Here is a 20,382-nt window from a genome sequence, read left to right on the forward strand (position 1 = left end):
GCCTTTCTGGAGGCATGGGAGGCGTCGGTGCGCCGGGCGGGCGGACCGCCCGGCGCCCGGGGCTATTCGGCGGCGTCGAAGACGGCTTGGAGGTCGGCTTGGAGGTTCGCCAGTTCGGCGGGGATGTCGAGTCCGGCCTCCTGGTTGAACCTGGTGGCGTACTCGGCGAGGACCGCCTCGGATTCGAGGAAGTTGGGCATGCCGCCCTCGTGCGAGGGGTTGTCGACGTAGCTCATGCCTTCGACGGCGACGTCCCAGTTGATGTCCTGGCCTTCGAAGTTGGCGGCGCCGACGCGGTCGAAGTAGCCGTCCTGGAGGCTGATGCGGGCGGGCATGCCGCCGTAGGTCTGGGTGAGCGTTTCGGCGGCGTCGCCGATGAGGTAGGTGAGGACTTCGAACGCCTCGTCGGGGTGCTCGGTGTCCTTGGTGATCGAGAAGGTGTCGGCGTGGAGCTTCGCGGTGGTGGTGTCGCCGTAGGCGGGGGCGACGGCGGTGTCCCAGGTGCCTTCGAAGCCGGCCATGCAGCAGGTGGCGTACCACAGGTGGGTGTAGCCCATGGCGAGGTTGCCCGACTCGAACCAGGAGCCGGCGCCCAGCATGTCGGAGTCGCCGTAGGGGCCGTTGGGGATGAAGTGGTCGGTCCACATGCCGTCGTAGTACCACTGCTGGGCCTCGGCCCAGTGGGGCGGGATCTGGGCGTTGCCCTGGTCGTCCACGAGGGATCCGGCGCCGAAGAGGGTGGACTGGGCGCGGATGTCGGCGAAGACGTTGCCGAAGCCGAACTGGACGATGTTCGCCGGGTCGAAGTCGGGGCTGGTGGCGTCGTTGCCGTCGGCGTCGACGGTGAGCTGCTTGGCCAGCTCGGTCATCGTGGCGATGTCCCAGGGCTTCTCGTTGCCGTCGGCGTCGATGTAGGGGGCGCCGTACTCCTGGGGCGGGTAGGGCAGGCCGGCCTCGTCGAACAGGTCGAGGTTGACGTACATGAAGGACGGGAAGACCGCGAAGGGCAGGCCGATCTGGCCTTCCTCTTCGATGCGGTAGAAGTCGACCAGGGCGGGGTCGAAGTCGATGAGGTCGTACTCGTGCTCCTCGATGTAGGGGGTGAGGTCGAGCCAGGCGCCGGGGAAGGTGGAGCGGCCGCGGATGCCCATGGGGCCGACGATGTCGGGGGCGTCGCCGGTGGCGATCTGGGTGGAGAGGATGTTCGGGGCCTGGTCGGCGTCGACGATCTCGAGGACGAGTTCGATCTCGTCCTGGCTGGCGTTGAACTCCTCGACGACCGCTTCCTGGGCGGGGATGGTCGGGGCGTCCGAGCCGGCGCCCATGCCGACGAACCAGCGGATCTCGACCTTGTCGGAGGCGCTGGAGCCGCCGCCGTCGAGGCATGCGGTGGCGAGGAGGAGGGCGGCGCCACCGAGGGCGGCGGCCTTGGCGGCCGCGGCGCCGCGGCCGCGGAGGGGAGGTGTGGTCCTCATGGATGCTCCTTGCTGCGGCCGCCGCAGGGCGCCGGCGGCCGGGAGGGAAATCGGAAGGCTCCTTTTCGGAGGGTCGTTGAGCGGGGGGCGCCGCTGGGGTGCGGGCGGCGCTCCCGCGCCGGGCTCGGGTGACCGAAATCGGCGCGCTCCGGGGTGCGGCCCGGATGTAGGCTGGACCAGTACGTCTACGACTTACTGTTAAGACTTAGATTAAGTAGGTCGACCCGTGCCGTCAATCTCCCCGCAATAACGGCATGGTCCCGGACAGGTAACGACACGGACTGGTGGACAGATGGCACGCCCCAAGCGGATGACCACGCGCGACCTCAAGCTCGGCAACCGGACGCGCCTGCTGCGCACGCTGTACTTCGACGGCCCGCTCACCCGCCGCGACCTCGCCCCCGCCACCGACCTGAGCACCGCCACCGTCTCCAACGCCACCGCCGAGCTCATCGCCGAAGGGATCCTCCGCGAAGCCGGCAAGGTCGACTCCGACGGCGGCCGGCCCCACATCCTCCTCGACGTCGACCCCGGCCACGCCCTCGTCGTCGGCGTCGACGTCGGCGAGACCCACGTCCAGGTCGAACTGCTCGACCTCAAACTCGCCCCGCGCGCCGCCGCCCGGTACGCGCTCGAAACCGGCCGCCACGACCCCGCCACCGTCATCGAGCACATCGCCGCCGGCGTCAAGGAAGTCCTCGCGGCCGCCGGGAGCACGCCGGTCCTCGGCGTCGGCGTCGGCATGCCCGGCATCGTCGAGTACGGACCCGACGGCATCGTCCACGCCCAGGCGTTCGGCTGGGACGCCGTCCCCCTGGGCCGCCTGCTCGCCGAGCGCCTCGACCCGCTCCCCGTCCACGTCGAGAACGGCGCCATGACCATGGGCCAGGCCGAACTGTGGTTCGGCGCCGGACGCGGCGCCGCCGACGCCATCATCGCCCTCATCGGCTCCGGCGTCGGCTCCTGCGTCGTCGCCGACGGCGCCCTCTACCGCGGCGCCGGCTCCAGCGCCGGCGAATGGGGCCACACCACCATGCGCGTCGACGGACGCCGCTGCCGATGCGGCAGCCGCGGCTGCCTCGAGGCGTACGTCGGCGCGGAAGGCGTCCTCGACCGCTACCTCGCCGCCGCCGGCGCCGTCGACCTCGCCGCCGGCGAGGCGGCCGCACTCGAGCGGATCCTCGACGACCCCTCCCCCGCCGCGGTCGCCGTCGTCGACGAGACCGTCCGCTACCTCGGCGCCGGCCTCGCCGACCTGCTCAACCTCTTCAACCCCGAACTCATCGTCATCGGCGGCTGGGCCGGACTCATGCTCGCCGGCCGCCGCCTCCACGACATCACCGCCGCCACCGGCGAATACGCACTCCAGCAGCCGTTCGCCAGCGCCCGCATCGTCCCCGGGCTCCTCGGTCCCGACGCCGTCGCCAAAGGCGCGGCCACCCCCGTGATCGCGCGGTTCCTCGACGGCGCCTGACCCGCCGCCGGCACCCTTGACGCGTTCTTGACGGCCGAACTGGCGAAACGCGTGAATGATTAGCAGGTGCCACGTGGACAACTCCGGATCTACCTCGGCGCGGCCCCCGGCGCCGGGAAGACCTACGCGGCGCTCGAGGAGGCCCACCGCCGCGCCGAACGCGGGACCGACGTCGTCATCGGCTTCGTCGAGACCCACGGCCGCCGCGCCACCGCCGACCTCCTCGGCGGCCTCGAAGTCGTGCCCCGCCGCACCGTCGAGCACGACGGGACGACCCTCGAGGAACTCGACGTCGACGCCGTCATCGCCCGCGCCCCCGCCGTCGCGCTCGTCGACGAGATCGCCCACACCAACGCCCCCGGCTCGCGCAACGAGAAGCGCTGGCAGGACGTCGACGAACTCCTCGACGCCGGCATCGACGTCATCTCGACGGTCAACGTCCAGCACCTCGAATCGCTCAACGACGTCGTCGCCCAGATCACCGGGGTCCCCCAGCGCGAGACCGTCCCCGACGAGGTCGTCCGCCGCGCCGACCAGGTCGAACTCGCCGACATCACCCCCGAGGCGCTGCGGCGGCGCATGGTCCACGGGAACGTCTACCCGCCAGAGAAGGTCGACGCCGCGCTGTCGAACTACTTCCGGCTCGGCAACCTCACCGCCCTGCGCGAGATCGCCCTGCTCTGGCTGGCCGACAAGGTCGAAGACCAGCTCGAGCAGTACCGCGAAGCCCAGCACATCACCGCCACCTGGGAGTCCAAGGAGCGCGTCGTGGTGGCCCTGTCGGGCGGCGACGAAGGCGACACGCTCATCCGCCGCGCCGCCCGCATCGCCGCCCGCTCCGGCGGAGCGGACCTCAAAGCCGTGCACGTCGCCTCCGGCGACGGACTCACCAGCGCGACCTCCGCACGCAACCTCGCCCGCCAGCGCAACCTCGTCGAAGCCCTCGGCGGCAGCTACCACCAGGTCGCGGGCGACTCGATCCCCGACGCGCTGCTGGAGTTCGCCCGGGGCGCCAACGCGACCCAGCTCGTCCTCGGCGCCTCCCGGCGCGGCCGCTTCGCGCAGGCCCTCTCCCGCGGCGTCGGCGTGACCACCACCGCCCGGTCCGGGAGGATCGACGTCCACCTCGTCAGCCACGAGCGGGTCGCGACCGTCAAACGCACCCGCTCGGGCCGCGGCCTGATCGACGCGGCCCGCCGCCGCCTGGGCATCGCCCTGGCGATCCTCGGCGTCCCCGCACTCGTGGCCGTGCTCATCCCCGTCCACGAAGAACTCTCGCTGACCACGATGATCCTCATCGTCCTCACCGCGGTCATGGCCCTGACGCTCACCGGCGGCATGTGGCCGGCCCTGCTGGGGGCACTGCTCGGATTCTTCCTCCTCAACTACTTCTTCGCCACGCCCTACGGCGAACTCAAGATCGCCGACCGGGAGCAGCTCATCGCCCTGGTCATCTTCGTGGCCCTCGCCCTCGGCGGGGCCGCGGTCGTGAACCTGTCCGCGGCACGGGCGCGACTGGCGGCACGAGCGAGCGCCGAGGCCCAGACCCTCGCGACGCTCGCCGGAAGCGTCCTGCGCGGCGGCAACCGCCTCGACGACCTCCTCGAACAGCTCCGCGAGACCTTCGGCCTGGACTCGGCGACGCTCCTGGAGCGCACCGAACCCGGCGCCGGCCCCGACGAGCGGCGGGACCCGAAGGCGTGGCGCGTCGTCGCCCACGCCGGCGCCGCGTGCGGCAGCCCCGGTGCCGCCGAGAACGACCTGCCGATCGGCGACGACCTCGCGCTGGCGCTGCGCGGGCACACCCTGGAGGCCGCGGACCGGCGGATCGCGCAGGCGTTCGCGATGCACGCGGCCGCGGCCCTGGAGCGGGAGCGGCTCGAGCGGCAGGCCGAGGCCGTGCAGCGGCTGACCGACGCGGACAAGCTGCGGACGGCGCTGCTGGCGGCGGTCTCGCACGACCTGCGGACCCCGCTGGCGTCCACGCGGGTCGCGGTGTCGAGCCTGAAGTCCTCCGGGGAGCTGTTCACTCCCGCGGAGCGCGCGGAGCTGCTCGATTCGGCGGAGCAGTCGCTGGCGCGGCTGACGGGCCTGGTGGACAACCTGCTCGACATGAGCCGGCTCCAGGCCGGGGTGCTCGGGGCCGACCCGGTCCCGATCGCACTGGACGAGGCGGTGCCGTGGGCGCTCGACGAGCTCGGCAGCGCGGCGGCGGACGTGAGCCTCGACGTGTCGCAGGACCTGCCCGAAGTGCTCGCCGATCCCGGCCTGCTGCAGCGGATCCTGGTGAACGTCATCGGGAATGCGCTGCGGTTCAGCCCCGAGGGCGAGCCGCCGCGGGTGACCGCGGGGATCCACGGCGGCTCGGTGGAGCTGCGGGTGGTGGACCGCGGCCCGGGCGTCCCCGACGAGGACCGCGAGACGATGTTCCGGCCCTTCCAGCGGCTCGGGGACCGCGACAACACGACGGGCGTCGGCCTGGGGCTCGCGCTGTCGCGGGGCCTGGCCGAGGCGATGGGCGGCTCGCTGGCGGCGGAGGCGACTCCCGGCGGCGGGCTGACGATGGTGCTGGCGCTGCGGATCGCGGCGTCCGATGGAGAGGGTGCTGAGTGATCAAGGTCCTGGTGGTGGACGACGAGCCGCAGATCGCGCGGGCGCTGCGGATCAACCTCGCGGCGCACGGGTACGAGGTGACGACGGCGGCCGACGGCGCGCAGGCGCTGCGCGCGGCCGCCGCGGTGGTGCCGGACCTGGTCGTGCTCGACCTGGGGCTGCCGGACATGGACGGCTTCGAAGTGATCGAGGGCCTGCGCGGATGGTCGAAGGCGCCGATCCTGGTCCTGTCGGGCAGGGCCGCGAGCGCCGAGAAGATCGCCGCGCTCGACGCAGGCGCGGACGACTACGTGACCAAGCCGTTCGACATCGGCGAGCTGCTCGCCCGGGTGCGGGCGGCGACGCGCCGCTCCGGTCCGGGCGCGGACTCGCCGGTGACCGCGATCGGCCCGGTCACGGTGGACCTGTCCGCACGGGAGGTCCGCAGGGACGGCGAGGAAGTGCGGCTGACCCCGACCGAATGGCAGCTCCTCGAAGTGCTGCTGCGCAACCCGGGCAAGCTGGTGAGCCAGCGCGAGCTCCTGCACCGCGTCTGGGGCCCCAACTACGACCGCGAGACGAACTACCTGCGCCAGTACATGGCGCAGCTGCGCCGCAAACTCGAAGCCGACCCGGCCCGCCCGGTCCACCTGCTCACCGAACCGGGCATGGGGTACCGGTTCCGGCCGTAGGCCGCGGAGGGCACCGCAGGCCGTGGCCCGCAAGCGAGCGCCGCAGTCGTAGCTCCGCGGCGGGCACGGGAGCCATAGGCGCTGGGAAGAGCGGTGGACGCGGGCCGGAGCACGGCGGGCGGATGTGTCCGCTTGGGCACAGTGGACGGCGCAGTGGAAGCGGACAGTTCAGAGCCCACGGGTTCGCGCCGGATGCGCATCGTGCGGACGCGGGCGGGGAACCCGCTCCTACAGTGGGGGCCGATCACCGAAAGACTGGAGCGGGACATGAGCACGACGGAGACCACGGCGCGCAAGGGCGCGGTCGCCGCACTGTGGACGGCCGGGGCGCTGTTCGCGGCGTTGGCGGTCGCGAAGATCGCGCTGTACGGCGATTTCACCTCGGCCTCCGGCGACGGCTGCCGGTCCGAGCGGAACCCGGATTGGACGGCCGCCTGCGAGCAGTTCGGGCCGATCTCCTGGTACGGCCCGTACTGGCTGGCGGTCCTCGCCTACGCGGTCTTCGCGGCCCTGTTCGCGGCGGCCGCCGTGAAAGCCTCCCGCGACCGGCCCGCGGCCCGGTTCGCGATGGCCGCCACGATCCTCGCGATCGTCCTGGCGGTCCTCCCGGCCGTGTTCGACCTCGGCTGGCGCTTCGCGGTCGCGACGGCGAACGAGGCCGACACGTGGGTCGCCGAGTACGTCCGCGACGCTGAACCGTTCTGGTACGGCCCCGTCGAGACCGCGGCCCTGACCCTCGCGGCCGTGGCCGCGATCCTCGGCACCGAGTGGCTGCGCCGCATCACCCGGCTCCCGTAGCGCCGCTGCCGGCTCAATAGCCGAGGACGGCGGTCAGGGTCTGGCCTCCGGTGTCCCCGAGCTGCACCGTGAGACGCGGCCGGTCGCCCGGCTCGAGCTCGATGCCGCGGTCGGCTTCGATGAGCCTGCTCACGGCGAACGGCAGCTCGATCACCGCGGTCCCCGTGGTGCGCCCGGAGTCGGCGACGGCCAGCGACCCGGCGGCCTCGTTCCGGCGGACCAGGACCGAAGCCGGGGCATCGCAGCTCAGCCCGCCCGCTTCGCCGGCCTCCCAGAAGTGGGCGGCGATGAGGCGGAGGCTCTCGTCCTGGACCGCTTGGACAGTGGCGGTGTTGGCGAGGACGCGGATGCGGTCGCCGCCGGCGAGGGTCGCCGTCGCGGACTCGTCGGCGCCCGGGAGCAGGATGTAGGCGTAGGCCGCGTCCGCCGGCGAGACACCGTGGTCGAACCAGAGGGTGGCGTAGCGGCGGGTATGGACCTCGGTGTCGCCGCCGCCGGTGGTCGGGCCCTGCTCGATGTCGTTCCAGGCGCCCTCGCGGGACTCGCGCAGGCCGCGGAGGCCGGCGGCGCCCTCGGGGAAGACGTAGCCGCCGACGCCGTCGAGGTGGATCCAGCGGGCGTCGTCGAGGCTCGCCGACCAGCCGGTGTCCGAGGACTGCTCGTCGCCGTTGACGCTCAGGCGCGGAGCGCCGTCCTCGCCGAGGCTGCGGTGCTCCACCGTGGTCTCGACGGTGCGGCCGTCCGAGGCGGTGATGCCCGCGCCGAGGGCGACGACCGCGTCGTCGAGGACGAACCAGGACTTCTTGGCACGCAGCGTGGAACCGTCGGCGATGAGGTCCATCGCCGCGGCGGCGTACCGGTCGTCGAGGACGGCGCCGCCTGCGACGGCGTTCTCGGGGAGGTGCTTGACCATGCCCTCGTCCGCGGCGATGACCTCGCGCTCCCGGGTGTCCACAGTGGTTCCGGGGAGGCGGTACGGGTTCACGGTGGGCCAGAACTCGTCGTTGTACTGGCGCGGGTCGCCGGGCAGGTAGAGGTAGGTCATGCCGTCGCCCAGGTACCAGCCGTGCAGGTTCTCCCAGTTGCCCATCTCGTAGGCGGCCACGCGGTTCGAGGAGAGCGAGAGCGCCCAGGACCACTCGGGGCGGCGGGCGAGGACGCGGTCCATGTCGGCGTAGACGCGGGTGTAGTCGGCGCGGGGCGCGGCCTGGACGCCGGGGTCGTCGAGGATCGACTTGACGCGGCTGATCCCGGCGATGCCGGCCTGCGCGGCGTACGGGAAGGACTCCTGCGAGCGCTCGACCCAGCCTTTGACGAGGGCGTGCCAGCGCGACCGGTAGTCCTCGGGCGCGCCGACGGCGAGCTGGGTGAGAGCGGTGATGAACCCGGCGCTGTTGTGGTAGTCGCGCTGCTCGGGCCGGGAGATGCCGCGGCCGTACACGCAGTCCATGAACAGGCCGTCCTCGATGAACGGCGCGTAGGAGCGCTCGACGGCGTCGTAGAGGACCGGCACGTTCTCGTCGACGATCTCCCCGGCGGAGCCGGCCAGGAGGGACACGGCCAGGCCGGTGGAGGACAGCAGCGAGGTCCCGTAGGCGGCGGCGTAGGGGACGTCGTCGTGCTGGATGAGCGAGCCGTCGCGGTAGAAGCCGTCGCCTTCGGTGACGTACTGGAAGAGGCTGTGGCGGCCGTCGTCGACCTTGCCGGAGAGGTCGTCGCGGGCCTGGCGGAGCTTGTCCTCGTCGCGGCCGAGGATCCCGCGCAGCGCGAGGATCACGGCCTTGTCGGCGCGGTTGGCACCGGTCTCGTGCGTGTCGTTGGCGACGCGCATGTCCGCGTCGGGGCACCAGCGGTCGACGGCGGCGAGGAAGTTCGCGAGCCGCTCGGCGGGGATGCGGTCGTAGAGGATCACGCAGGTCCGCAGGAGTGCCGCGGGCGAGCCGATCTCCCACCAGTACCAGTTGTCGACCTGTTCGGCGTGCTCGTTGTAGCCGCCGTCGTAGAGCAGGCCGAGCCCGGAGACGACGGCGTCGGCGACCTCGTCGCTGCCGTACTGGGAGGTGCCGGGAGTGGCCCAGGCGGTGGCCAGGCGGTAGAGCTGCCGGAAGGAGTTGTTGAAGTTCGAGGCCGAGGAGACCGGGGCGAGGTCGGGCCACACGGCGGTGCGGGAGTCGCTGCGGTCCATGGTCTCCCACAGCGGTGCGGCCTCGGCGTCGATGCGGCTGATCGCGGGGGCGTACTCGGGGTCTTCGGGATGGATCTCGCCGCCGACGAGGAGTTCGGCTGCGCGCAGGCGCAACTGGTCGAAGTCGAGCGGGTTCGCGGGGCCGTCCACAGCGGTGATCCGCGGCGTGTCGGCGGCGGCGGTGAAGTAGGCCGCGAGGCCGGCGCCGGCGCCGATTCCCGCGGCGCCCAGGGCCCCTCCCAGCAGCAGTCGGCGTTTGAGAGCGGGGGGCGTTCCAGGCATGCGGCGTCCAAGTCGAGGCGGCGGGGTGGAGGTCGCTCCAATACTAGCGGCCGCTTTTCGAACGCATGGTCCGCCGTTGACCTGCGGCCGGACTGCGGACCCGCCACAGTGCACGATTCAGGCGGTGCGGGAGACCAGGTCGTCGGCGCGGGTGCGGGCGCGGGCGACGAAGGACTCGGTGAAGCGGTCGACGGCGGCGGCGATGGCGGGGTCGCCTTGGGCGTCGCGGGCAGCGGTGAAGCAGGCCAGGGCGGCCGCGGCGAGTGGGCCGTCGCGGAGCGCGGCGGTGGCCGCGCGGCGGTAGAGGTCGTCGGCGCGGGCGGTGTCCCAGAGCGGTTCGAGGGCGGCGTCGGCGGCCGCGGCGGCGGCCGGGTGGTCGAGGAGGGCCGCGGCGACGGCGACGGGCACGATCCAGTCGGGTCCGGGCTGGGCGTCGATCATGCGCAGTTCGAGGTAGGGGCCGCGGGGGCGCACGGGCGGGACAGGGTCGTCAAGTGGTAGTCGAGGTCGTCCCGGGTGGGCGGGCGGGGTCCGTTGCCGCGCAGCCAGTCACGGAAGGTGAGGCCGCGCGGGACGGTCCAGCGGTCGGGGCCGCGGACGGCCATGACGCGGGCGTCGAGGGCGTAGCGGGCCCAGGCTTCTCGCGGGTCGCCGGCCGGGACGGGGCGCGAGCGGGTCGGGTCGACCGCCGCCCACACGTGCTGGCGGGTCGAGCGCCACACGGTCGGCTCGCCGCGGCGCAGCGGGGAGTTCGCGAACGCGGCGATGAGGACCGGGGCGAGGCGGTGGGCGAGGGACCAACGATCGGCGAGGCGGTGCGCGGCCGGGATCGCGGCGGCGTCGACCGGGCCGGTGCCGCCGGGTCCGCTGTTGTGAGCGCTGTCGCCGTCGAGGCCCGTGTCGAGGCAGACCTGGACGGAGGCGGTGTTGGCCATCATCCAGCGCCCTGCGCGGCCGTCCTGGTCGAACAGCTCCTCCATGGCCTGGTAGCGGAGGCTGCGGACGACTCTGCGGGGCAGGCGGACCGGGTCGAGGCCGAGCCCGACGAGTTCGAGGCCCTCCTCGGCGAGGGCCGCGCCGATGCGGGCGCGGTCGGCTTCGAGGTCGTCGAAGCCCTCGCGCAGGGAGCCGGGGCGGGTGCTCAGTTCGAGGGCGCCGCCGGGCTCGAAGGTGAGGCGGGTGCGGCGCGGGAGGGCGTCGCGGACGCCGAGCAGGGCCTTCACCGATTCGGGGTCGATGCGCCGGCGGCGGTCGGCCCGGCTCGTCAGGTGCCATTCGACCTCGGCGCCGACCCTGCCCGGGGCCACGGGTACGAAGCCCTGGGAGGCGACGCGTGCGGCGGCGTCGTCCTCGGTCAGGGGCGCCGCCTCGGTCGGGGTCGCGCTGGTGCGGTCGCGGAGCGTGGCTTCGGTCATGCTGACTCCCGGTCTCGGAGGCGGCCGCGGGCCGTCCCGCACTCAAGCATTCCTATTGGATTAATAGGATATAGAGATGGTACGACGCCTCCGCGCGTCGCGCAACCACTACGCGCGAGGCGGGCGCCCTGCCCTCGGTCGACGCAGGCGCACTTGAATCCTACTAAATTAATAGGATATGCTGCGGGAGTGAACCGCACCCGCGAACGCGCGAGACCGAGGTGGACCAAGAGGCGCCACATCGATTTCGCGCGTTCGGATTCCGCGCTGTGTCCTTCGGGCGACGCCGCCGGGCCCGTGCGCTGAAACGAGCGCGGTCCGACGGCGACGCCCTCCCCCGGCAAGTCCCGTCGAGAAGCAGAAGGCGCAGCCATGACTCCCGTCCAGATCCGCACCCGTCCGCCGGCGCACCGCCGCTCGGCCACCGCCGTCATCACCGTCACCGTCGAGATCCCCGCCGACGACCCGCGCCTGGCGCGCCGCCTCACCGCGGCGCTCGGCGTGCTCGCACAGAGCGGCGGGCGGGTCGCGCTCGCCGCCGAAGGGGCGCAGCAGGTCCCGGCCGAACCGGCTCCTGCGACCGCGCCCGCCGCACTCGTCATCGACGTGCCCGGCCGCGAGGTCACCCTACACGGCGAGCCGGTCGCCCTGACGCGCTTGGAGTTCGAGCTCCTGGCGTTCCTGGCCCGCCACCCGGGGATGGTCCACACCCGGCCCGAGCTGCTCCATTACGTCTGGGAGACACCGGACCTCGGCCTGCCGGGCCGCACCGTCGACGTCCACGTGCGGCGCCTGCGGGCCAAGCTCGGCGAGTTCGACACGCTCGTGTCCACCGTCCGCGGCGTCGGCTACCGGTTCGCCCGGAGCACCGACGTGGAGTACCGGCCCGGGCCGGTCCAGGACCGGGGTCTCACCATCTAAGAAATCCTAGTATTTCTATAGGAATACTGCTAGTGTTGACGGCATGACACCCGCCAGCCTGCTGACGCGGCGGCGCGAGATCGATCAGATGCGCGCCGCCAGCGCCCTCTGTCCCCGGCGAATGCGCTAGTCGGACCCGCTTCCGACCACTCCCCCGCACCGCTTCCCGTCGCACCGCGCCCTGTTGGCGCGGTCCGGCCGCGCCACGACGCGGCGCCGATTCCCCACCGGCCCTTCAGGCCCGCTCCAGCACGCCCACCGCCGGCGTGCCCTCGCACGCTACCCACCGTAAGGACTGCACCGTGACCGACAGCATCGCCGTGACCACTGTGGTCGGCAATCCCAAGCGCCTGTCGCGCACCCTGGCCGCCGCCGAGGCCGCGGCCGCCGCCATCGCCGGCGCCGAGCCGCGCACCGCCCCGATCGACCTCGCCGAGCTCTACCTGGACGGCATCGAACCGCCGCACGAGGGCTTCGAGGCCGCCTTGGCCCGCGTCCGCGGCGCCCAGGTGCTCGTCGTGGGCACGCCCGTCTACAAGGCCTCTTACACCGGCCTGCTCAAGCTCTTCCTCGACCAGCTCCCGCCGAGCGCGCTCGAAGGGACCGTCGCCGTCCCGGTGACGATCGCGGCCGCCGCCGAGCACCGGTTCCTCGCCGACCTGCAGCTCCGGCCGGTCCTGGCCGAGCTCGGCGCGAGCCTGCCGGTGCCGTCGCTGGCGCTGCGCGAGAGCGAGCTCCCCGAACTCGACGCCCACCTGGCGAAGTGGACCGGCGCGCACCTGCCGGCCCTCGCCGCGGCCGCCGGCCGCGCGGGCGTCGGGGTCCCGGCATGAGCGCCGTACCGCGGACCGGGGTCGAGCCGGCCGCCTTCCGGTCCCTGTTCCGGGCCCACCCGGCCGGCGTCACGGTGGTGCTCGCCGACCCCGGGACCGGCCCGGCCGGGTTCACCGCCACCTCGCTCACGTCGGTCTCGCTCGACCCGCCGCTGGTGTCCTTCGCGATCGCGTCGGGCTCCTCGGCGTGGCCGGCGATCCGCGACACCGAGAGCCTGACGGTGAACTTCCTGTCCGCCGAGCAGCACGCCCTCGCGACCCGGTTCGCGACCAGCGGCATCGACCGCTTCAGCGGCACGGCCTGGTCGCGCCTGGACACCGGCGAGCCCGTGCTCGCCGACGCGCCCGCGCACCTGCGGGCCGTGGTCACCGACCGCATCGAGGCCGGCGACCACCACATCGTGCTGGCCCTGGTGGTCGGCGCCGCCGCGGGCGGCGACCACGAGCCGCTGGTCTACCACGCGGGGGGCTACTGCGCCGCCGCTCCCCTCGACTGACCTCCGATCCTCTTGAAAGGCCCTTTCCCCATGCGATCCAAGACCACCCGACGAACGCTCCTGGCGGGCGCACCCGCCCTCGCCGCACTCGCCCTCGCCGGATGCTCTCCGGAGGACGGCGGGCCGGTGCTCGCCGCCGACGCCGACCTGCCGACCGCGGTGCCCGAGGGCACCAAGCTGGTCATCGGCGACCCGCCCCAGCAGCTCGCCTTCGAGCTGTCGGGGCTGGCGTCCCTGCTCACCTTCGACGTGGAGTGGGCGAACATCTCCGGCGGGCCGAAGTCCGCGGAGGCGTTCCGCGCCGAGTCGCTCGACATCTCCTCGGTGGCCGACATCCCGCCGATCCACACCAACTGGACCGGCCTGCCGACGCGGATCGTGGCGGCCGCCGGCCGCATCGACCCGCTCGAGCATCCGATCTACGACCTCGGCGTCGCCCCGGGCGCGGACGTGGCGTCCATCCAGGACCTCGCGGGCAAGCGGATCGCGTACTCCCCCGGGCAGGCGCAGGGCGCCCTGATCCTGCGGGTCCTCGACGCGGCCGGGCTGACGCAGGACGACGTGGAGCTGGTGGAGCTGCCGTCCACCGCCGACACCTACTCGAACGCCCTCGCGGGCGGGGAGGTCGACGTGGCGCCGATCGGCGGCACCCAGGTCAAGTCCTATGTGAACAAGTACGGGGCGGACGGGGCGACCACGATCCCGCACGGGCTGCGCGACGACCCGTGGGTGCTGTACGCGCCCGTCGAGGTCCTCGAGGACGCCGGCAAGGCCGCCGCGATCGCCGAGTACGTGCGCCTGTGGGGCGCGGCGAAGCTGTGGACGCGCGCGAACCGCGACGAGTGGATCAACGCCTGGTTCGTCGAGCACGAGGGCCTGTCCGTCGAGGACGGCGAGTACCTGTTCGACCGCGAGGGCGAACCGGACTTCCCCGAGAGCTGGGACGAGACCATCGAGCGCCACCAGGAGACGATCGAGATCGTCGCGGAGGGCACCGGCAACGACGTGCTCGACGCCGGCGACCTGTACGACCGGCGCTTCGAGCCGCTCGTGGCCGAGGGCATCGCCGAGTACGGCGACGGGGGTGCGTCGTGACGGATTTGAAGGCCGCGACCGCGAGACCGGTCGTCGTTCCGCCGGTCGACGACGAGGAGCTCGCCGCCGGGCGGGCCTCGCGCCCGCGGGGCAGGCGCCGCCTCGGGCCGGGCCGGCCGATCCGCCTCGGGTTCCTCATCGGGCCGCTCCTGCTGCTCGGCGTCTGGATCTGGGGTTCGGCCGCCGGGTGGATCGACCCGCGGGTGCTGACGGCGCCGTGGACCGTCGCCGCCACCGCGTGGGACCTGTGGGAGTCCGGCCGGCTCGGCCCCGACCTGCTGGTCTCGGCGCGGCGCTTCGCGCTCGGCCTCGCCTTCGGCGTGGCGGCCGGACTCGTGCTCGCGCTCGTCTCGGGGCTCAGCCGCTGGGGCGAGGCGATCGTGGACGGGCCGGTGCAGATCAAGCGGTCCATCCCGAACCTCGCGCTGCTGCCGCTCCTGCTGCTGTGGTTCGGCATCGATGAGCGGATGAAGATCATCACCATCGCACTGGGTGTATTGATTCCGATTTATATCCACACGCACAACGGGCTGCGCTCGATCGACGGGCGCTACGCCGAGCTGGCGGAGACGCTGCGGCTGCGCCCGGCCGCGTTCGTCGGCCGGGTGGTCCTGCCCGGGGCGCTCCCGGGGTTCCTGCTGGGCATGCGGTTCGCCGTGACCTCGTCCTGGCTGTCCCTCGTGGTGGTCGAGCAGGTCAACGCCACCAGCGGCATCGGGTACATGATGCTGCTGGCCGGGACGTACGGGCAGACCGACGTGATCATCGTGGGCCTGGTCCTGTACGCGCTGCTCGGGCTCGCCTCCGACTCCATCGTCCGACTCGTCCAAAGGAGGGCCCTGTCATGGCGGCGCACCCTGGAGGACTGACGGCCGCCGCGGCCGTGCAGATCCGCGACCTCCACCGTTCCTTCACCGACGACCGGCCGGTCCTGTCCGGACTGGACCTCACCATCGCGCCCGGCGAGTTCGTCGCGCTCCTGGGCCGCTCGGGCTCGGGCAAGTCCACGCTCCTGCGGGCCCTCGCCGGGCTCGACAGGGTGGCGAAGGACGGGAACTCGAAGGACGGCGACGCCTCGGGGTCCGGGGACGTCACCGTGCCCGAGCAGGTGTCGGTGGTGTTCCAGGACTCGCGGCTGCTGCCGTGGCAGCGGGTCCTGCGCAACGTCGTCCTCGGGCTCCAGGGCCCCGGCGCGCTCCGGCGCGGCAAAGAGGCCCTGGCCGAAGTCGGCCTCGCCGGACGCGAGCGGGCCTGGCCCCGCGAGCTCTCCGGCGGCGAGCAGCAGCGCGTGGCCCTGGCCCGCTCCCTGGTGCGCGAACCCGAACTGCTGCTCGCCGACGAGCCCTTCGGGGCCCTCGACGCCTTGACGCGCATCAAGATGCACGGGCTGCTCAGGGCGCTCCACGAACGGCACCGGCCCGCGGTCCTGCTCGTCACCCACGACGTCGACGAGGCGATCGTCCTCGCCGACAGGGTGCTCGTCCTCGAAGGCGGCGTCGTCAAGACCGAGCGCCGCATCGACCTCGACGGCACCCGCGACCCCTCGGACCCGCGCTTCGCGGCCGTCCGCACCGAACTGCTCGCCGCGCTCGGCCTGGCCGGCGGCGCCGAGATCAAGGAGAACCCATGAGCCGTCCGCCCAAGCAGCTCCACCTCAACGCGTTCCTGATGAGCACCGGGCACCACGAGGCGTCCTGGCGGCTGCCCGAGTCCGACCCGTACGCGACCACGTCCATCGCGCACTACGCGAACCTCGCGCAGACCGCCGAGCGCGGGAAGCTCGACTCGATCTTCTTCGCCGACTCGCCCTCGCTGTGGGGCACCGTCGGCCGCCGGCCCTCCGGGTCCCTGGAGCCCACGGTGGTCCTGGCCGCGATCGCCGCGCTCACCACGCACATCGGACTGATCGCGACCGCGTCGACGACCTACAACGAGCCGTACAACCTGGCCCGGCGCTTCGCCTCGATCGACCACATCTCCGGCGGCCGGGTCGGCTGGAACATCGTCACCACCGCCACGCTCGACGCGGCCCGCAACTTCAACCTGGACGAGCTGCCCTCGCACGCGGCGCGGTACGCCAGGGCCGAGGAGTTCCTCCAGGTCGCCAAGAAGCTGTGGGACTCCTGGGACGACGACGCGGTCGTGGCCGACAAGGAGCGGGGCGTGTGGGGCGACGACCGCCTGCTCTACCCCGCCGCGCACGAGGGCGAGCACTTCCAGGTGGCCGGCGCGCTCAACGTCCCGCGGTCCCCGCAGGGGCACCCGCTGCTGGTGCAGGCCGGGTCCTCCGAGGACGGCAGGGCGTTCGCCGCCGGCCACGCCGAGGCGATCTTCACCGCCTGGCAGACCATCGAGGAGGCGCAGGCGTTCTACGCCGACGTCAAGCGCCGCGCGAAGGACGCCGGACGCGACCCCGACACCGTGCTGGTGCTCCCGGGCATCGTGCCGGTCATCGGCTCGACCGAGACCGAGGCGTGCCTGCTGGAGGAGGAGCTCGACCGGCTCATCGTCCCCCGGTACGCGCTGGAGAACCTCGCCCGGCAGCTCAAACTCGATCCGTCCGAACTGGACCTCGACCGGGAGCTGCCGGAGGCGCTGCCCACGGAGGACGAGATCGAGGGCGCCAAGAGCCGGTTCACGCTCATCGTGGACCTGGCCCGGCGCGAGCGCCTGACGGTGCGCCGGCTCATCGGGCGCCTCGGCGGCGGCCGCGGCCACCGGACCTTCGCCGGGACGCCCGAGCAGGTCGCCGACGCGATCCTCGACTGGGCCGACCAGGGGGCGGCCGACGGGTTCAACATCATGCCCGCCGTCCTGCCCTCCGGTCTGGAGGCGTTCGTCGACCAGGTCGTCCCGATCCTTCAGGCCAAGGGCCGCTTCCGCACCGAGTACGAATCGGCCACGCTGCGCGGCCACTACGGGCTCGCGCGGCCGGAGAACCCCCGGCGGCGCGAGGCGCTCGAGTCGGCCGTCAAGGGCGTGCTCGCCCACGTCCGCTAGGCATAAGGGACGGAACCGTCCCAAGTGCCGGAACGGCGGGCGTTCTCCCAGCCAGAGCGGCCGCCACCCGCCCATATGGCGGGACAGGGGTTGCCTCGGCCCGCGAGGCAACCCTACTATTCCCACTTAATTAGTCGGAGTGATCGGACTAGTAGGAATAGTGTCCTCCCAACCGAACCGGAAAGCATCCATGAGCTCTGCCAGACTGCGCCCCCTCAAGCGCCGCAGCGTCATCGCGGCCGCGGGAGCGGCCCTCACCGCCGCCCCGGTGCTCGCCGCCTGCGGCAGCGACGACGACAACCCCGCCGAGGCCGCCGCCGACGCCGACGCGTCGACCGCCAGCGGCACGATCCGCCTGGGCTACTTCGGGAACGTCACGCACGCCCCCGCCCTCGTCGGCCTCGAAGCCGGCGTCTTCGCCGACACCCTGCCCGAAGCCGTCACGATCGAGGAGACCGTCTTCAACGCGGGCCCCTCGGCGATCGAGGCGCTCTTCTCCGACGCCATCGACATCTCCTACATCGGGCCGAACCCGGCCATCAACGGCTGGGCCCAGTCCCAGGGCCAGGCGCTCCACATCATCGCCGGCTCCACCTCCGGCGGCGCCGGACTCGTCGTCAAGCCCGAGATCACCGAGGTCGAGGACCTGCGCGGCAAGGCCCTGGCCACGCCGCAGCTCGGCAACACCCAGGATGTCGCCGCCCGCCACTGGCTCAAGCAGCAGGGCTTCGAGACCGACGAGAACGGCGGCGGCGACGTCTCCGTCACCCCCATCGAGAACGCCGAGGTCGCAGCCGCGTTCGACGACGGCACCGTCGACGCGGCCTGGGCCGTCGAACCGCGGTACTCGGACCTCATCCTCAAGCACGGCGCCGTCGAGTTCCTCAACGAGCGCGAACTGTGGGAGGGCGGCGAGTTCGTCACCACCCACATCATCGTCGCCAAGCGGTTCCTCGAGGAGCAGCCCGCACTGGTCAAGGCGTTCCTCGAAGGGCACCTGGCCGCACTGGACTACATCGCGGCGAACCCCGAGGAGGCCCAGACCGCCTCGAACGACCGCATCGAGGCCCTCACCGACAAGCGCATCGACGACGCCGTGATCGCCGCGGCCTGGGAGAACCTGAGCTTCACCGCCGACCCGATCGCCGCCTCGCTCCAGGGCAGCAAGGACCACGCCGTCGAGGTCGGGCTCCTCGAGGACGTCGACCTCAAGGGCATCTACGCGCTCGACGCCCTCAACCAGGTGCTCGCCGACCGCGGCGACGCCGAAGTCTCGGCGGGAGACCTGGCATGACCGACACCCGCACTGCGCCGCGGGCCGACACCGCCCGGGCCGGAGCCGTGGTGCTGACCGACGTGGTCAAGCGCTACGGCCGCGGCCCGGGCGCCGTCACCGCCCTCGACGGCGTCTCCCTCAGCGTCGAGCCCGGCAGCTTCACCTGCCTGCTCGGCGCCTCCGGCTGCGGCAAGAGCACCCTACTCTCGCTCGTCGCCGGCCTCGACGACATCAGCGGAGGCGCGATCGAGCACGTCGACCAGCCGGTCGCCATGATGTTCCAGGAGTCGGCGCTGTTCCCGTGGCTGACGGTCCTGGGCAACGTCGAAATCGCCCTGCGCGTGCGCGGCGTCGGTCGGGCTGAACGACGCCGGCGCGCACTCGAGCTCCTGGAGACGGTGCGGCTCAGCGGGTTCGCGCACAAGCGGCCCCACGAGCTGTCCGGCGGCATGCGCCAGCGCGTGGCCCTGGCCAGGGCCCTGGCGCAGGACGCGTCGGTGCTGCTCATGGACGAGCCGTTCGGCGCGCTCGACGCCATGACCCGCGACCTCCTGCACGACGAGCTCGAGCGGATCTGGCGCGAGCAGCGCCTGACGGTGCTGTTCGTGACCCACAACGTCCGCGAGGCGGTGCGCCTGGGCGACCGGGTGGTGCTCCTGAGCTCGCGGCCGGGCCGGGTGCTGAACGTCTACGACGTGGATCTGGATCGGCCGCGCCGGATCGACTCGGCGCCGGTGGCGACGCTGGCCGCCGACATCACCGACGCGCTGCGGGCGGAGGTGGGCCGCCATGCCGGCTGAGACCGTTCGTTCCGTCGCGGACGACACCTCGCGCCAGCTGTCGGGGCTCGACGCGCTGGAGAAGACGCCGATCACCGAGACCCGCTGGGGCCGGTTCGCGTCCCGGCTGTGGGCCGGGACGTGGCCGAAGGTCCTGGCGCTGGTGATCGTCATCGGGTTCTGGCAGCTCCTGTTCCTGTCCGGGTGGAAGGATCCGTGGGCGCTGCCGTCGCCGCTGATGGTGTGGGACGAGCTGGTCGCCTACGTCCCGACGCCGGGCTACTGGACGGCCATCGCGATCACGATGCAGCGGGCGCTGACCGGGTTCGCGCTCTCGGTGCTGGTCGGGTCGGTGCTGGGGATCGCGGTGGCGCGGTTCAAGCCGCTGCGCGCGGCGATCGGCTCGGCGATCACGGGCCTCCAGACGATGCCGTCGATCATCTGGTTCCCGCTGGCGATCCTGCTGTTCCAGATCTCGGAGTCCACGATCATGTTCGTGGTGGTGCTCGGGGCGGTCCCGTCGATCGCGAACGGGATCATCTCGGGGATCGACTACGTGCCGCCGGCGTGGAAGCGGGTCGGCGCGGTCCTGGGCATGAAGGGGTTCCAGCTCTACCGGCACGTGATCATGCCGGCGACGCTGCCGTCGTTCGTGTCGGGCCTGAAGCAGGGCTGGGCGTTCGCGTGGCGCTCGCTCATGGCCGGCGAGCTGCTGGTGATCATCGCCGGGCAGGGCTCGATCGGCGCGCTCATGCAGGGCGCCAGGGAGTTCAACGACGCGCCCCGGGTGCTGACGTGGATCATCACGGTCCTGGTCATCGGCATCATCGTCGACACCGCGTTCAAGGCCGCCGACGACAGGATCCGCCGCGCCTGGGGGCTGCACCAGGACTAGCGGCGGTCGCCGCGCCGGGACGTCTCGGCGCGGCGACCGCCTCGACGTGCCCGCAGGCACCGGGGACGCAGACACCGGGGCCGGGTTCCCGATCAGCTCGCGGGAACCCGGCCTCGGCTCCTCTCCGCCGCTTCGGCGACGCCGCGCCAGCCGCGTGAGAGGTGATCGGGACA

The 20,382-nt window shown here is 72.7% G+C and carries 18 protein-coding genes; 14 read left to right on the plus strand and 4 right to left on the minus strand.

The features are described from left to right. Positions 1-62: 62 nt before the first annotated feature. On the minus strand, positions 63-1,475 hold the full coding sequence (locus GFD30_RS00375) for an ABC transporter substrate-binding protein (protein WP_153023246.1): 1,413 nt from the start codon (positions 1,473-1,475) through the stop codon (positions 63-65). 292 nt (positions 1,476-1,767) lie between these two features. Between GFD30_RS00375 and GFD30_RS00380 the strand changes: the two genes are divergently transcribed. From GFD30_RS00380 to GFD30_RS00395, 4 genes are all read left to right on the plus strand, one after another. After that, positions 1,768-2,949, plus strand: a complete 1,182-nt coding sequence (locus tag GFD30_RS00380; protein ID WP_153023247.1) for an ROK family transcriptional regulator — start codon at positions 1,768-1,770, stop codon at positions 2,947-2,949. A 66-nt stretch (positions 2,950-3,015) separates the two neighbouring features. Continuing rightward, positions 3,016-5,562: a sensor histidine kinase gene (locus GFD30_RS00385; RefSeq protein WP_322632779.1), complete on the plus strand. Its 2,547-nt coding sequence runs from the start codon at positions 3,016-3,018 to the stop codon at positions 5,560-5,562. After that, complete coding sequence (locus tag GFD30_RS00390) at positions 5,559-6,233, plus strand: response regulator (protein ID WP_322632780.1); 675 nt, start codon at positions 5,559-5,561, stop codon at positions 6,231-6,233. Before GFD30_RS00385 ends, GFD30_RS00390 begins: the two co-directional genes overlap by 4 nt. A 267-nt stretch (positions 6,234-6,500) precedes the next feature. Further along, positions 6,501-7,031: a hypothetical protein gene (locus tag GFD30_RS00395; protein ID WP_153023248.1), complete on the plus strand. Its 531-nt coding sequence runs from the start codon at positions 6,501-6,503 to the stop codon at positions 7,029-7,031. A 13-nt stretch (positions 7,032-7,044) separates the two neighbouring features. Here the strand turns inward: GFD30_RS00395 and GFD30_RS00400 are convergent, their stop codons facing one another. From GFD30_RS00400 to GFD30_RS00405, 3 genes are all read right to left on the minus strand, one after another. Further along, positions 7,045-9,498: a polysaccharide lyase 8 family protein gene (locus tag GFD30_RS00400; RefSeq protein ID WP_153023249.1), complete on the minus strand. Its 2,454-nt coding sequence runs from the start codon at positions 9,496-9,498 to the stop codon at positions 7,045-7,047. Between the two features lie 117 nt (positions 9,499-9,615). Beyond that, positions 9,616-9,972 (minus strand): hypothetical protein, encoded by a 357-nt coding sequence (locus tag GFD30_RS26555; RefSeq protein WP_227995751.1) that lies wholly within the window; start codon positions 9,970-9,972, stop codon positions 9,616-9,618. Continuing rightward, positions 9,936-10,913 (minus strand): glutamate-cysteine ligase family protein, encoded by a 978-nt coding sequence (locus GFD30_RS00405; protein WP_227995689.1) that lies wholly within the window; start codon positions 10,911-10,913, stop codon positions 9,936-9,938. The genes GFD30_RS26555 and GFD30_RS00405 overlap by 37 nt, the downstream gene beginning before the upstream one ends. A 372-nt stretch (positions 10,914-11,285) precedes the next feature. Between GFD30_RS00405 and GFD30_RS00410 the strand changes: the two genes are divergently transcribed. The 10 genes from GFD30_RS00410 to GFD30_RS00455 all read left to right on the plus strand — a co-directional run bounded on the left by GFD30_RS00410 (position 11,286) and on the right by GFD30_RS00455 (position 20,209). Then, on the plus strand, positions 11,286-11,834 hold the full coding sequence (locus GFD30_RS00410; protein WP_153023250.1) for a winged helix-turn-helix domain-containing protein: 549 nt from the start codon (positions 11,286-11,288) through the stop codon (positions 11,832-11,834). Between the two features lie 302 nt (positions 11,835-12,136). Continuing rightward, positions 12,137-12,667 carry an NADPH-dependent FMN reductase gene (locus GFD30_RS00415; protein WP_322632781.1) on the plus strand — a complete coding sequence of 177 codons (531 nt, stop codon included), beginning with the start codon at positions 12,137-12,139 and terminating at the stop codon, positions 12,665-12,667. Then, complete coding sequence (locus GFD30_RS00420; RefSeq protein WP_153023251.1) at positions 12,664-13,164, plus strand: flavin reductase family protein; 501 nt, start codon at positions 12,664-12,666, stop codon at positions 13,162-13,164. The genes GFD30_RS00415 and GFD30_RS00420 overlap by 4 nt, the downstream gene beginning before the upstream one ends. Before the next feature lie 30 nt (positions 13,165-13,194). Next, positions 13,195-14,259, plus strand: coding sequence for an ABC transporter substrate-binding protein (locus GFD30_RS00425; RefSeq protein WP_153023252.1), 1,065 nt, complete (start codon positions 13,195-13,197; stop codon positions 14,257-14,259). 5 nt (positions 14,260-14,264) lie between these two features. Then, positions 14,265-15,128 (plus strand): ABC transporter permease, encoded by an 864-nt coding sequence (locus tag GFD30_RS00430; RefSeq protein WP_153023476.1) that lies wholly within the window; start codon positions 14,265-14,267, stop codon positions 15,126-15,128. Next, positions 15,104-15,889 carry an ABC transporter ATP-binding protein gene (locus tag GFD30_RS00435; protein ID WP_153023253.1) on the plus strand — a complete coding sequence of 262 codons (786 nt, stop codon included), beginning with the start codon at positions 15,104-15,106 and terminating at the stop codon, positions 15,887-15,889. Before GFD30_RS00430 ends, GFD30_RS00435 begins: the two co-directional genes overlap by 25 nt. After that, positions 15,886-17,259 carry an LLM class flavin-dependent oxidoreductase gene (locus GFD30_RS00440; RefSeq protein WP_153023254.1) on the plus strand — a complete coding sequence of 458 codons (1,374 nt, stop codon included), beginning with the start codon at positions 15,886-15,888 and terminating at the stop codon, positions 17,257-17,259. Before GFD30_RS00435 ends, GFD30_RS00440 begins: the two co-directional genes overlap by 4 nt. A 190-nt stretch (positions 17,260-17,449) precedes the next feature. Then, on the plus strand, positions 17,450-18,553 hold the full coding sequence (locus tag GFD30_RS00445) for an ABC transporter substrate-binding protein (protein WP_153023255.1): 1,104 nt from the start codon (positions 17,450-17,452) through the stop codon (positions 18,551-18,553). Further along, positions 18,550-19,335 (plus strand): ABC transporter ATP-binding protein, encoded by a 786-nt coding sequence (locus GFD30_RS00450; RefSeq protein ID WP_153023256.1) that lies wholly within the window; start codon positions 18,550-18,552, stop codon positions 19,333-19,335. Before GFD30_RS00445 ends, GFD30_RS00450 begins: the two co-directional genes overlap by 4 nt. Next, a complete protein-coding gene (locus GFD30_RS00455; protein ID WP_153023257.1) occupies positions 19,325-20,209 on the plus strand; it encodes an ABC transporter permease in 885 nt (294 codons plus the stop codon). The genes GFD30_RS00450 and GFD30_RS00455 overlap by 11 nt, the downstream gene beginning before the upstream one ends. The last annotated feature ends 173 nt before the right edge of the window (positions 20,210-20,382 follow it).

The sequence above is a fragment of the Glycomyces albidus genome, assembly GCF_009451885.1.
GTDB lineage: Bacteria > Actinomycetota > Actinomycetes > Mycobacteriales > Micromonosporaceae > Glycomyces > Glycomyces albidus.

Excerpts from the sequence above, each read along its gene's own strand:
- GFD30_RS00375 (WP_153023246.1), bottom strand. The coding sequence starts at position 1,475 with ATGAGGACCACACCTCCCCTCCGCGGCCGCGGCGCCGCGGCCGCCAAG.
- GFD30_RS00380 (WP_153023247.1), top strand. The coding sequence starts at position 1,768 with ATGGCACGCCCCAAGCGGATGACCACGCGCGACCTCAAGCTCGGCAAC.
- GFD30_RS00395 (WP_153023248.1), top strand. The coding sequence starts at position 6,501 with ATGAGCACGACGGAGACCACGGCGCGCAAGGGCGCGGTCGCCGCACTG.
- GFD30_RS00400 (WP_153023249.1), bottom strand. The coding sequence starts at position 9,498 with ATGCCTGGAACGCCCCCCGCTCTCAAACGCCGACTGCTGCTGGGAGGG.
- GFD30_RS00405 (WP_227995689.1), bottom strand. The coding sequence starts at position 10,913 with ATGACCGAAGCCACGCTCCGCGACCGCACCAGCGCGACCCCGACCGAG.
- GFD30_RS00410 (WP_153023250.1), top strand. The coding sequence starts at position 11,286 with ATGACTCCCGTCCAGATCCGCACCCGTCCGCCGGCGCACCGCCGCTCG.
- GFD30_RS00420 (WP_153023251.1), top strand. The coding sequence starts at position 12,664 with ATGAGCGCCGTACCGCGGACCGGGGTCGAGCCGGCCGCCTTCCGGTCC.
- GFD30_RS00425 (WP_153023252.1), top strand. The coding sequence starts at position 13,195 with ATGCGATCCAAGACCACCCGACGAACGCTCCTGGCGGGCGCACCCGCC.
- GFD30_RS00435 (WP_153023253.1), top strand. The coding sequence starts at position 15,104 with ATGGCGGCGCACCCTGGAGGACTGACGGCCGCCGCGGCCGTGCAGATC.
- GFD30_RS00440 (WP_153023254.1), top strand. The coding sequence starts at position 15,886 with ATGAGCCGTCCGCCCAAGCAGCTCCACCTCAACGCGTTCCTGATGAGC.
- GFD30_RS00445 (WP_153023255.1), top strand. The coding sequence starts at position 17,450 with ATGAGCTCTGCCAGACTGCGCCCCCTCAAGCGCCGCAGCGTCATCGCG.
- GFD30_RS00450 (WP_153023256.1), top strand. The coding sequence starts at position 18,550 with ATGACCGACACCCGCACTGCGCCGCGGGCCGACACCGCCCGGGCCGGA.
- GFD30_RS00455 (WP_153023257.1), top strand. The coding sequence starts at position 19,325 with ATGCCGGCTGAGACCGTTCGTTCCGTCGCGGACGACACCTCGCGCCAG.